7 protein-coding genes are annotated in these 12,531 nt (G+C 77.5%); 5 read left to right on the plus strand and 2 right to left on the minus strand.

The window, feature by feature from the left end:
- Positions 1–53: 53 nt before the first annotated feature.
- On the plus strand, positions 54–404 hold the full coding sequence (locus ACIRS1_RS17155; RefSeq protein ID WP_360216906.1) for a hypothetical protein: 351 nt from the start codon (positions 54–56) through the stop codon (positions 402–404).
- A 241-nt stretch (positions 405–645) separates the two neighbouring features.
- Positions 646–1,338 (plus strand): sigma-70 family RNA polymerase sigma factor, encoded by a 693-nt coding sequence (locus ACIRS1_RS17160; protein WP_360216909.1) that lies wholly within the window; start codon positions 646–648, stop codon positions 1,336–1,338.
- Between the two features lie 48 nt (positions 1,339–1,386).
- Here ACIRS1_RS17160 and ACIRS1_RS17165 read toward each other — a convergent pair whose 3' ends face one another.
- Complete coding sequence (locus tag ACIRS1_RS17165) at positions 1,387–4,245, minus strand: BTAD domain-containing putative transcriptional regulator (RefSeq protein ID WP_402840342.1); 2,859 nt, start codon at positions 4,243–4,245, stop codon at positions 1,387–1,389.
- A gap of 288 nt (positions 4,246–4,533) precedes the next feature.
- Between ACIRS1_RS17165 and ACIRS1_RS17170 the strand changes: the two genes are divergently transcribed.
- Together ACIRS1_RS17170 and ACIRS1_RS17175 are read left to right on the plus strand one after the other, a co-directional pair.
- Complete coding sequence (locus ACIRS1_RS17170) at positions 4,534–7,233, plus strand: BTAD domain-containing putative transcriptional regulator (protein WP_402840344.1); 2,700 nt, start codon at positions 4,534–4,536, stop codon at positions 7,231–7,233.
- Positions 7,234–7,568: 335 nt separating this feature from the next.
- The gene (locus ACIRS1_RS17175; protein ID WP_402840347.1) at positions 7,569–9,992 is read left to right on the plus strand and encodes an ATP-binding protein; all 2,424 of its coding nucleotides are present in this window, start codon (positions 7,569–7,571) and stop codon (positions 9,990–9,992) included.
- 28 nt (positions 9,993–10,020) lie between these two features.
- On the opposite strand, the gene ACIRS1_RS17180 is transcribed toward ACIRS1_RS17175, so the two are convergent.
- Entirely contained in the window at positions 10,021–11,283 is a 1,263-nt protein-coding gene (locus tag ACIRS1_RS17180; RefSeq protein ID WP_360221645.1) for a serine hydrolase domain-containing protein, read from the minus strand.
- A 304-nt stretch (positions 11,284–11,587) separates the two neighbouring features.
- Between ACIRS1_RS17180 and ACIRS1_RS17185 the strand changes: the two genes are divergently transcribed.
- Complete coding sequence (locus ACIRS1_RS17185; RefSeq protein WP_402840350.1) at positions 11,588–12,499, plus strand: alkaline phosphatase family protein; 912 nt, start codon at positions 11,588–11,590, stop codon at positions 12,497–12,499.
- Positions 12,500–12,531 lie beyond the last annotated feature (32 nt).

A 12,531-nucleotide genomic window follows, 5' to 3' on the forward strand; every position in this document is an offset into this window, starting at 1 on the left:
TGCAGGAGGAACCGGCGTGAGTCCCGTGCGAACGGGACGGGGGAGGGACAACGATGGATCCGGACGGGCCGGACGTGCGCGAGGTCGTCGCGGCGCTGGTGCGGCAGGTCGCTCCGAGCGAGCCCGGGCCGCCCGTGCTGGCGGTGCCCGAGGGGCCGGCCGAGGAGGTGATCGCCGTCGCCAGGCGGCTCGCCCTGCGGGCGCTGCCGGCCGAGCGGTGGCGGCCGGAGCCGCCGCCCGGCCTGCGACGGCTCGCCGAGGCGCTGGTGGTCGACGAGCACCCGTCGGCGACCGACTGGTCGTCCGCGGAACGGGACCGGCTCGCGACCTGGGTCGCGGTGCTGATCGAGTACCACGGCGAGGACGGCGTCCAGGAGCTGGTGCGGGCGCTCAACGCGGCCTGACCCGGTGCGGGCCCGGCCCCCGGGCCGGGGGGGGGGGCGCGCCCCCCCCCCGCGCCCCCCCCGGGGGGGCCCCCGGCGGGGGGGGGGGCGCGGGCGCGGCCCCCCCCCCCCCCCCCCGGGGCCGGGGGCGTTGGCGGATCGTTGGTGCGGCCTTGGCGGGCCCCGGCAGGCTGCTGCCGTAGCCGCCTGGGACGTCCGGTCGGTGGTCGCCCCGCCCCTGGCCCGATCTGAGAGGTCGCGCGTGTCGAAGCAGCCCGTCGCCCAGCCCCTGTCCGTCACCCAGCCGTCCGCCGGCCCGGCGGCCGGCACGGACCCGTCGGCCGCCACGGCTGCCGTCCCCGCGCAGCGGACCCCGCGGGACGCCCGCCCCACCCTCGACCCGGAGATCCTGGCCGAGATCCACCGGCTGCACGGCGGCTACCTGCTGCGCGCCCTGCTGCGCGCCACCGGCGGGGACCGCGGCAAGGCCGAGGACATCCTGCAGGAGACCCTGCTGCGCGCCTGGCAGCACCCGGAGGCGCTGTCCGCCGGAGCCGAGCAGGCCCGCCCCTGGCTCTTCACCGTCGCCCGCCGGATCGCCATCGACCACTACCGGATGGCCGCCGCCCGCGCCAAGGAGGTCATCGGCGAACCCCTGGAGGACCGCCCGCTCTGCGACGACCCGTACGAACAGGTGGTCGTCGCCCGGGACATCGCGCTGGCGCTGCGGCGGGTGCAGAAGCACCACCGCGAGGTGCTGGTCGAACTCCACCTGAAGGACCGCTCGGTGGTGGAGGCGGCGGCCCGCCTCGGGGTGCCGCCGGGCACCGTCAAGTCCCGCAACTTCTACGCGATCCGGGCGCTGCGCCCGGTGCTGTCCGCGGAGCACGGCTACGGCCCGGGCGAGGGCCGCGGCGCCCGGGGCGGGGCCCGCTCCGGCGCCGTCGCGCAGTGACCGCGGCCGCGGCGCGGTGACCCCGGCCGTGGCGCGGTGCCCCCCCGGTCAGAACGACCGGGACGAGCGCAGCTTCAGCGACTCCTCCAGCCCGCCGGTGAACTCGCTCACGAACCCGGCCAGCCGGTCGTGGCGGTCGAACCGGTCCAGCGCCAGCCGCAGCCGCTTCGTCCCCTCGCGCTCCCGGCCGCGCGCCAGCAGCAGCCCGGCGTAGGACTGTTCGGCGATCGCGTGCAGGTAGAGCAGGCCCGCCTCCTCGCAGGCGGCCAGCAGTCGGTGCCAGGCCAGGTCGACCTCCTGGTCGTGGACGGTCGGCGGCAGCGACTGCGCCTCGGTCAGCATCGACCAGATGTGGACCTGGGTGACGGGGACGGCCGGCAGCAGCTGCCTGGCCTCGCGGGACCGGCGCTGCGCGCCCTCCCGGTCGCCGCCCGCGAGGTTCACCCAGCCCTGGTGGACGAGGGCGTCGACGAGCCGCCGGCGGTCCCCGGCCTCCAGGGCCAGCGCGGTCGCGGAGGCCGCCAGCCGGTCCGCCTCGGCGGCGCTGCCGGTCATCGCGGTGACCAGCCCCAGGGTGGCGAGCGCCCGGACGCGCGCCGACACGGCCACCGGGCCGGCCATCGACCGGGTGGCGTCCACGGCCTTGCGCACCACCTCGGCCGCCTCGTGGCGCCGTTCGAGCGCCACCAGGGCCTGCGCCCGGCTGACGTGCAGCAGCGCGCTCGCGACCGGGTCGCCGCAGCGCTCGGCCGCCGCCTCGCCCACCCGGGCGCACCGCAGCCAGTCGGTGAAGCGGCTGGCGCCGTAGTACAGCGACCCGCAGGTCAGGGCGAGCCGCCAGGCCCGGTCCGGGGCGGTGCTGTCGGCGGTGTCGATCAGCGCGCGGATCGCGGGTTCCTCCGCCCGGAACCAGTCCAGGGCGGTGCGGATGTCCGTCGCGGGCGGCAGCGCGTGCAGCGGCAGCACCGGGGCGTCGTCGTCCTCCTGGCCCGGGTCGAGGTACGCGCCGCAGTGCCGCAGCGCCGCGTGGTAGTAGTCCACCAGGCGCTCCCAGGCGAGGCGCCGGCACTCCTCGGGCTGCTCGGCGAGCAGCCCGGCGCTGAACAGCCGGACCAGTTCGGTGCGGCCGTAGCGGCCCGGGGCGGTGCCGGTGAGCAGGTGGTGGGCGGTCAGCTCGCCGAGCGCCCGGCGGGCGGCGACCGCGTCGGCCCCGAGCAGCGCGGCGCCGGCCAGGGCGTCCACCTCCCGGCCCGGGTGGACGGCGAGCAGGGTGAGCAGCTCGGCCGCGGTGGGGGAGAGCCGGCAGAAGGTGCGCCGCAGTTCGGTGGCGACACCGGTCGCGCCGTCGGCGTCCAGGACGGACAGCCGGGTGCCCTCGTCGGCGAGTTCGGCGGCCAGCTCGGCGATCGTCCAGTCCGGCCGGGTGGCCAGCCGGGCGGCGGCGATCCGCAGCGCCAGCGGCAGGTGGTCGCAGAGCGCGGCGAGCTCGGCGGCCGCGGCCGGTTCGGCCCGCAGCCGCTCGGTGCCCAGTGCCCCCTCCAGCAGCCGCAGGGCGTCGGCCTCGGGGAGTGCCTCCAGCCGCAGCAGTGCGGCGCCGTCGGCGGACACCAGGCCCTCCAGCGAGCCCCGGCTGGTCACCACGGTGGCGCAGCCCGGGCCCTCCGGCAGCAGGTCGGCGACCTGGTCGGCGTCGGCGGCGTCGTCCAGCACCACCAGCAGGCGCCGCCCCCGGGTGCGGTCGCGGTAGAGCGCGGCCCGGCCGTCGCGGTCCGCGGGCACGGCCTCCCGCGCGACCCCGAGGGCCTGCAGGAAGCGGTCCAGGGCGGTGTCCGGGTCCACCGGGCCCTCGGGGGCCAGCCCCTGCAGGTCGGCGAAGAGCTGCCCGTCCGGGAAGTCCGCGGCGCGGCCGTGCGCCCAGGAGGCGACCAGCGTGGTCTTGCCGGCCCCGGCCGGGCCGACCACCAGCGCCAGGCCGTCTCCGGAGCGCTCCGGGCCGCACTCGCGGTCCAGCCAGCCCGCCTCGGCCTCCCGGCCGACGACGTCGAGCGGCCGGCGGGGCAGTTGCCGGGGCACCCGCGGCACCGCGGCGGGAACGGCCGGGCCCGCGGGGGAGACCGGGGCGGTGAGCGCGGCGGTGCCCGCCGGGTCCGCGTCCTGCGCGCGGTCCCCGGACAGCACCTCGGCGAGCGCCGCCTCCAGCGCCGGGCCGGGCCGCAGCCCCAGCTCGCGGTCCAGCCGCCGCCGGGCCCGGTGGTAGGCCGCCAGCGCGTCCGCCGGCCGCCCGGCCTGGTGCAGGCAGCGCATCAGCAGCGCCACCATCTCCTCGCGCAGCCCGTCGGCGCGCACGTTCTGCTCGAGCGCGGGCACCGCCGCGGCGCCGCTGCCCTGGCGCAGCCGCAGGCCCGCCCAGCTGAGCACGGCGGCCGAGTGGGCCTGGTCCAGCTGGTCCACGGCGGCCGAGCGCAGCGCAGTGTCCGGGAGGTCGGCCAGCGCCTCGCCGCGCCACAGCCGCAGCGCCTGCTCCAGCAGCGCGATCGCCTCCGCGTCCGCCGCCCGGGAGCCGCGTCCGGCCCGCTCCCCGGCCCGGCCGGTCAGCGACTCGAAGAGCAGCGCGTCCACCTCGTCGGCCGGACCGTCCAGCAGGTAGCCGGGCGAGCGGGTGTGCAGCACGAACGGCGTGCCGGCGAGCGCCTTGCGCAGCGCGGCCACGTGCCCCTGCAGCGCCGCCCGGGCACTGGCCGGCGGCCGGTCGCCCCAGAGCAGCTCGGAGAAGCCGTCCACCCCGACCACCCGGCCGAGCCGCAGTGCCAGCAGCGCCAGGATCGCCCGGCGCTGCGCGCCCGGCAGCGACACGAACCCGTCCGTCCCGGCCCGCAGCTCGACCGGCCCCAGGAGCCGAATCCGCACCAGTTACCCCCACTCACCCCACGAGAACCAGGGCGTCCCCCCGCCCCACGACCACCGGGGGCGTGCCCCGGGGTGGTGCAGTGTAGTGCCCTGAACTGTCCTGTTCGCGCCAGATCGCCCGCCCGCGACGGCCGGGCGTGTCCCGCGCCACCCGGCACGGCGGCGGGCCGGCTCCCCGTGGCCCGGAGTTCGCGGACGGATCCTGCACCTATCCTCAAGAACGCCGGAAGGCCGCCCACGGTTGTCGGCGGCGGCGGATCCGCCGGCCACAGGGGAGGAGAGGGCCGCATGCACATCGACCTGCTCGGGCCGGTCGCCGTACGACGGGACGACGGGACGACGGTCACGCCCTCGGCTCCGAAACGCCGCGCCCTGCTCAGCACCCTCGCCATCCGGCTCAACCAGACCGTCGGCACCGACGAACTGATCGAGCTGGTCTGGGACGGCGAGGCCCCGCCCACCGCCCGGGCCGCGCTCCAGGGCCACGTCGCGGCCCTGCGGCAACTCCTCGACGACCCCCGGCTGACCCTCGACACCCGCGGCGGCGGCTACCTGCTCACCGGCGACCCGGACCGCGTCGACCTGCTGCGCTTCGGCCTGCTCTGCGACCGCGCGGGAGTGCTGCTGCCCACCCCGCCGCCGCCCGCCGGGCACGCCGGGACCGGCCCGCCCGACCCGGCCGTCCCGCTGCTGCGCACCGCCCTGGACCTCTTCCGCGGCCCGGCCCTCGCGGACTGCGGCTCCGCACTGCTGCGCGAGCGCACCCTGCCCTCCCTCACCGACCTGCGGCTGCGCGCCCTGGACCGGCTCGCCGAGGGGCTCCTGGGCGCCGGCCGCGGCGGCGAACTGGCCGCCGAGCTCGCCGAGGCCGCGGCCGCCCACCCGAGCCGTCAGACGCTCGCGGCCCGGCTGGTCCGCTGCCTCGAGCAGGCCGGCCGCCGGGACGAGGCGCAGGCCCGGTACGACCTGGCGGTCGCCCGGCTGGCCGGACCGCCCGGGCCGGAGCTGCGCCGCGCCGGCGAGCTGCTGGCCGGCGGACCGGAACGGCCGGCCGACGACGTCGACCGCCCCACCCCGTTCGCGCGGCTCGGCCCCCCGGACCGCCGGTTCACCGGCCGGTCCGCCGACCTCGGCCGGCTGGACGCGGCCCTGGCGGACGCCGCCCGCAGCGGCCGCCCGATCCTGGTCACCGGGCCCGCCGGGGCGGGCAAGACGAGCCTGGTCCGGCACTGGGCGCAGCGCGCGGCCGGGCACTTCCCGGACGGCCTCCTGCACGCCGACCTGCTCGGCTTCGACCCGGCCGGGCCGCGGGAGCCCGCCGAGGTGCTGGCCGGTTTCCTGCTCGCCCTCGGCGAGCCGGCGGACGCCCTGCCCGCCTGCCCCGAGGAGCGGGCCCGGCGCTACCGGGAGCTGCTGGCCGACCGTCGGACGCTGGTCGTGCTGGACGACGCGTTCTCCTACGAGCAGCTCGCACCGCTGCTGCCCGACCCGCCCGCACCGGGCGGCGGCGCACCCGTCACCGTCGTCACCAGCCGCAGCCGGCTGCGCCACCTGCTGGTCCGCGAGGGCGGCACCGCCCTCCCGCTCGGCCCGCTCACCGCGGAGGGCGCGGCCGACCTCCTCGACCGCGCCCTCGGCACCGCGCGGGTGGCCGCCGAACCGGAGGCCGCCGCCGAGCTCGCCACCGCCTGCGACCACCTGCCGCTCGCCCTGCGGCTGGCCGCCGGCCGGCTCGCCGCCCACCCCGGCTGGTCGCTGGCCGACCTGGTCGAGGAGCTCGCCGACGAACAGACCGGCCTCTCCACGCTGGCCGGCACCGGGCGCGGACCGCTCGGCCTCACCGCCGCCCTCGACCGCACCTACCGGACCCTGCCGCCCGCCCCCGCCCGGCTGTTCACCCTGCTCGGGCTGCACCCGGGCGCCGTCATCGACACCGCCACCGCCGCCGCGCTCGCCGACCTGCCGCGCGCCACCACCCGCACCCTGCTGACCCGGCTGGATGCCGTCCACCTCCTGGAGGAGACCACCCCCGGCCGGTACGCCCGGCGCGAGCTGGTCCGCCGTTACGCGGCCCGCCAGGCCGCCGAACTCACCTGCGACGAGCGGTTCGTGGCGCTCGACCGGCTGATCGCCCACTACCTCGCGGTCACCGCCGCGTGGACGGTGGACGGGGGCCCGCCGGCGCCCGCCGAGGCGGCCGCCTGGTTCGGGCGCGAGGAGGCCGCACTGCACGCCGTGGTGGTCTGCGCCGAGCAGTTCGGCCGGACGACGGAGGCCTGGCAGCTCGCGCACCGCACCAGCCTGCTCTACGAGGCCACCGGCCACGACCGGACGCACTGGCGGGCCGTCGTCGAGGCCGGACTGCGGGCCGCGCACGCCTGCGCGGACCAGGCGGCCGTCGCCCGGCTGGCCACCGACCTCGCCGTCCTGCACGTCGAGCGGGCCGCCCACCGCACCGCGGCCGAGGAGCTGGACCGGGCCGTCGCCGCCGCGGACCGGGCCGGCGACCCGTTGCTGCGCCACCGCTGCCGCGGCCGGGTGGCCGGCGCGCTGCAGCGGGCCGGCCGCTACGACCAGGCCCTCGTGCTGTTCACCGACCTGGTCACCGCCGCCCGCGTCCCGGCCGTCGACGAGCTGCTGGTCGGCGCGCTCACCGACCTGGCCGACGCCCTCGTGCTGGCCGGTGCCCCGGAGCCGGCCCTCGGCCACGCCGACGAGGCGGTGCGGATCGCCACCGGCCGCTCCGCCGACGCCGAGGCCGTCCTCGCCACCCAGAGCCGGGCCCGCGCCCTGCACGCCCTCGGCCGCGGCGACGCCGCGCTGTCCACCGCCCGGCTCGCCGTCGCCCTCGGGCGCACCGTCGGGGACGTCACGCTGGAGGCCCGCTCGCACGGGCTGCTGGCCGACCTGCTCTGCGCACTGGGCCGCACCGCCGAGGGCACGGCCGAACGGCGGCAGGCACAGGCCCTCGCCGCGGGCGGGCGCTGAGCGGGCCCGGGGCCGTCCCGGACCGGCGGTCGACGCGCGGACGGCGCCCGGGCCGGGCGCTCCCGCACCGGTGGTCCCCCGCGCCGGGCCACGACCGCACAGGCAGAACCACAGGCAGAACCGTGGGCGGAAGTGGTGGGCGCGACCACCCGTGCGGCGGACCGGCCCGACCGCCCGGCGGCCCGCTGCCGCCCGCCCGGGCGGTGCGCCCGCCGGGCGCCCGATGCGGGGAAAGGGTCGGGTACGAGGCATACTTCTGCCCGGCATACTTCTGCCGGGGGCTGCCCGGCAGGCACGACAGCAGGCAGAAGTAACGGTGCGATCAGGGGCGGGACATGACGGCTGCGAGCGACACGGTGGCAGGTTCGGGCGCCGACGGGGGCGGCGAGTTCGGCCGCCTGCTGGCCGGCCACCGGGTGGCGGCGGGCCTCACCCAGGAGGAGCTCGCCGCGTCGGCCGGGGTCAGCCTGCGCGCCGTCGGCGACATGGAGCGCGGCCGCACCCGGGGGCCGCAGCGGCGGACCGTCCGGGCGCTGGCCGAGGCGCTGGGGCTGGACGCGGCGCGCGCCGCCACCCTGGACCGGGCCGCCCAGTCGGGCCGCCCCCGGGGCACCCGGTCGACGGCGACCGCCGGCCCCAGCGCCACCACCGCCCCCGCCGCGTCGCCGGACCGCGGTGCGGAGCCCGTCGCCGCCGGGGTGACCGGGCCCCCGGCCGAGCCGGAGGCCGCCGCCCCGCTCGCCCCCGGCGCCCTCGCCCTGCCCCGCGACATCGCCGACTTCACCGCCCGTGAGGACGCCCTCGCGCTGCTCGCGGACCTCGCCGGGGACGCGCAACCGGCCCATCCCCGGGTGGTCCTGATCAGTGGTCAGCCCGGCCTGGGCAAGACCGCCTTCGCCCTGCACGCCGCGCACACCCTGGCCCCGCTCTTCCCGGACGGCCAGCTCTCGCTCGACCTCGGCGGGATGTCCGCCACCCCGCTCTCCGCCCGGGACGCCCTCGGCCAGGTGCTGCGCGCCCTCGGGGTCGCGGACCGGGCGGTGCCCGCCGGCACGGAGGAGCGGGCGGGCCTCTACCGGGCGCTGGTGCGCGAGCGGCGGCTCGTCCTGGTGCTGGACAACGCCGCCGACGAGGCCCAGGTCCGCCCGCTGCTGCCCGGCTCGGGCCCGGCCGTCACCCTGGTCACCAGCCGCAACGTCCTGCCCGGCCTGGAGTCGGTGCACCGCCTGCGGCTGGACGCGCTCTCCCCGGGCGAGGCCGCCGACCTGCTGGCCCGGATCGCGGGCCGGGAGCGGATCGAGGCCGCGCCCGACGCCACCGCCGAACTGGCCCGGCTCTGCGGCTACCTGCCGCTCGCGCTGCGGATCGCCGGGCAGCGGCTGGTCGCCCGCCCGCAGCAGCCGGTGAGCCACCTGGTGCGCCAGCTGGCGGCCGAGGAGCACCGGCTGGACCTCCTGGCCACCGGTGACCTGGCCGTCCGCCCGGCCTTCGCGCTGTCCTACCGGCGGCTGCCCGCCGAGTCCCAGCTGGTGCTGCGCCGCTGCGCGCTGACCGCCGGGCACGACTTCACCGCCGCCGTCGCCGCGGCCTACGCGGGCCTGCCGGCCGCCCGCACCGAGCTGGTCCTGGAACAGCTGATCGACGCGGGGCTGGTGCAGCTGGCGACCCCGGAGCGCTACCGCCTGCACGACCTGGTGCGGCTCTACGCGGGCGAGCGGCTGGGCGTCGACGAGGAGCCCGGCGCGGTGGCGGACGCCCGCACCAGGGCGGGCGGTTGGCTGCTGGACCGGGCCGCCGAGTTCGGCCTGCGGTTCGACCCGGACCACGCCCAGGCCGCGGCCGCGGGCGCCGGGCCGCACTCCGGGGGTCCGTGGGAGGGCTCCGGCCCGCCGGTGCCGCTCACCGAGGCGGCGCGCTGGCTGGAGGAGGAGCACACCGAGTGGCTGGCGGCCCTCTACCAGGCCTTCGCGGCCGGCCGGCACCGCGAGGTGATCGCCACCGCCGAGGCCATGCACTGGTTCTCGGACCGGCTGCTGAGCTGGGACCTCTGGACGGAGGTCTTCCAGCTCTCCGTCGACTCGGCCCGCGCCTGCGGCGACCGGCAGGCCGAGGTGGTGCACGTGAACTACCTGGCCTGGACCTACGTGACCTGCCTGCACCGCTACCAGCGCGGCACCGAACTCGCCGGCGAGGGGCTGGAACTGGCCCGCCGGCTCGGCGACCGCGAGCAGGAGGGCTGGGCGCTCAGCTACCTCGCCGCGGGCCTGCGCCACCTGCACCGCCACCGTGAGGCCATCGACGCCTACGGGCGGGCCGGGGAGGCCTTCGGCACCGTGACCAGCCGCTCGGCCAGGATCGGGCGGCTGGTCACCCTGCGGGGGGCCGCCAACTGCCTGCGCGACTCCGGCCGCGCCGAGGAGGCGGTGGACTACCGCCGTCGCGCGCTCGCCGGGGCGCTGGAGCTGGTGGAGCGCTGGTCCTCGCCGCTGATGCACCTGATGGCCGCCATGACGGCGCACGAACTGGGCCTGGACCGCGCCGCGCTGAAGCGCTGGCCGGCCGCCGAGAAGGCGTACCGGCAGGCCCTGACCCACTACGAGGCGATCGGCCGGCCGGACAGCATGACCAAGACGCTGACCGAGCTCGGCACGGCCCTGATCGAGCAGGGCCGTGCCGACGAGGCCCGCGAACTGCTCACCGAGGCGCTCACCGACCTGAGCACGGACGGCCCCCGGCAGAGCCACCGCCGGACGGGCTGACGCCGCGGGCCCGGCCGGGGGCGGGGCGTCAGATCCGGGTGTCCTCGACCACCGGCAGGACGTCGTCCTCGGCGAAGGCGCTCGGGGCGAAGGAGTTGCGCGCCGCGGCGGGCTTCTTGCCGCAGAAGGCCGGTTCCAGCGCGCCCATCAGGCCCTGCGTCACGGCGCCGTTGTTGGAGGCGTTGGCGAACACGACGACGGAGCGCTTGCCGTCCTGGGTGGTGAAGGACTGGGTCTGGAAGCCCTGGACGATGCCGCCGTGGCCGTACACGTCGCCGCAGGAGAGCGTGATCCGGCGCAGCCCGAGGCCGTAGGCCACCTTCGCGGTGGGGGTCGGGATGGCGGCGGTCATCTGCTTCAGCGAGTCGTCCGTGACCAGGCCGCCCTTGCTGCCGGCCACCAGCGCGGTGAGGAAGCGGTCGAGGTCGGCGGCGTCGGAGATGACGGCGCCGGCGGCCCACACCCAGGAGCCGTTCGCCAGGGTCGAGTCCAGCAGCGGCTTGGTGCGGTCGTCGTTGGTGAGGTAGCCGGTGACGTGCGCGCCCCGGATGTCCTGGTCGGGGACGACGAAGGAGGTCCTGCTCAGGCCGAGCGGCTGGATGATCCGCTCGTTCAGCACCTCCGCGTAGGGCTGGCCGGTCAGGTTCTCGACGGCGAGGCCCATCAGGACGAAGTCGGTGTTGGAGTAGGAGTAGCGGCTGCCGGGCGTGTACTGCTGGCCGTGCTTGACGGACATCGCGACGAGGTCGCGCGGCTCGTACACGGTGCTGCGGATGCGCGCCTCGAAGGCGCTGGTGGTCTCCTCGCCGGCCTGCTCCAGCAGGTCGTTGGTGTGGTCGTAGATCCCGGCGCGGTGCTCCATGACCTGGCGGCCGGTCATCGTCCAGCCGTCGGGCAGCGTCCCGGCCGGGAGGTAGTCGCGCAGCGGCCGGTCGAGGTCGATCCGGCCCTCCTCCGCCAGCTGCATCACGAGAACGGCGGCGAACATCTTGCTGTTGCTGCCTACGCGGAACCGCCACGAGGAGTTCATCGGGGTCCCGTCGAGGTCGGCCTTGCCGACGGACAGCGAGCGGGTGGTGGACCCGGCGCCGTGGTCGCGGATCACCGCGAAGGCGCCCGGGGCACCCGCGTCGGCGGTGGTCCTCAGGGCGGCGAGCACCGCGGCGGTGTCGGGGGTGGGTGCCCCGGTGGTGTCCCGGTCGGCGGCGGCGGCGTGCGCGGCACCGGTCGCCACCAGGACGGCACCGGCGGCGGCGACGGCGAGCGGGCGGAGAAGGCTGGTCTTCGCCATGGTCCTCTGTTCTCTCGTCAGCTGACGCGGCGTCGGGCCACGTCCTCGAAGATCCACTATCACCGGCCGGGGCGGCCGCTGGCAAAGTGAACCGGGCCGGACGCACCAACCGTTTCCCGGCCCGGAGCCAAGGTTTCACCTGCCGTGGCCTACCCGCGTCGACGGATCCACCCGATGCTGTTCGGGCGCTCCGAGCGTGCTCCGGCACCTCGGCCCTCCCCGCCCCACCGAGCCCGCCAGGCGTCCCGCGGTCCCCTCCCCGGCCGGACGGCCGCCACGGCCGTTCCCTACCCAAGGACTTGTCATGACTTCGCCCACGAAGCCCACCCAGCCCGTGAACCCCACCAAGCCGCGCTCCCGCCGCACCGCCACCGCCCTCGGCTCGGCCGCCGCGCTCGTGGCCGCCTCCGCCGGCCTCTGGGCCGCCACCGCCACGACCGCGCACGCCGCCGCCCTGCCGACGCCCGACCACATCATCGTGGTGGTCATGGAGAACCACGCCTACACCCAGGTCATCGGCAGCAGCAGCGCCCCGTACCTCAACTCCCTGGCCACCGGCGGCGCCAACCTCACCCAGTCGTTCGGCATCACCCACCCGAGCCAGCCCAACTACTACGCCCTGTTCTCCGGCTCCACCCAGGGCATCACCGACGACAGCTGCGTCAGCGTCGGCGCGCTCCAGGGCGCCAACCTGGCCTCCGAGGTCACCGCCGCGGGCAAGACCTGGGCCAGCTACAACGAGACCCTGCCGTCCCAGGGCAGCACCGTCTGCAGCAGCGGCAAGTACGCGCAGAAGCACAACCCGTGGTTCGGCTTCGGCAACGTCGCGCTCAGCTCGGCCAAGACCTTCGCGCAGTTCCCGACCGACTACACCACCCTGCCCAACGTCTCCTTCGTCGTGCCCAACCTCTGCAGCGACATGCACGACTGCTCGGTCGGCACCGGCGACACCTGGGTCAAGAACAACCTCAGCGCCTACGCCACGTGGGCCACGACCCACAACAGCCTGCTCGTGGTGACCTTCGACGAGGACAACCGGCTGGCCGGCAACCGGATCCCCACCGTGATCTACGGCGCCCACGTCGCCCCCGGCAGCAGCTCGGCCACCACCTACAACCACTACAACCTGCTGCGCACCCTGGAGGACCTGGCCGGCGCCACCGGCCACGCGGGCAACGCCGCCACCGCGAGCGACATCACCGGCATCTGGAACTGACCCCCGGCCGGCCCCGCTGCCCGGGGCCGGGC

Source organism: Kitasatospora sp. NPDC101176 (genome assembly GCF_044768035.1).
In the GTDB taxonomy this organism is placed as follows: domain Bacteria; phylum Actinomycetota; class Actinomycetes; order Streptomycetales; family Streptomycetaceae; genus Kitasatospora.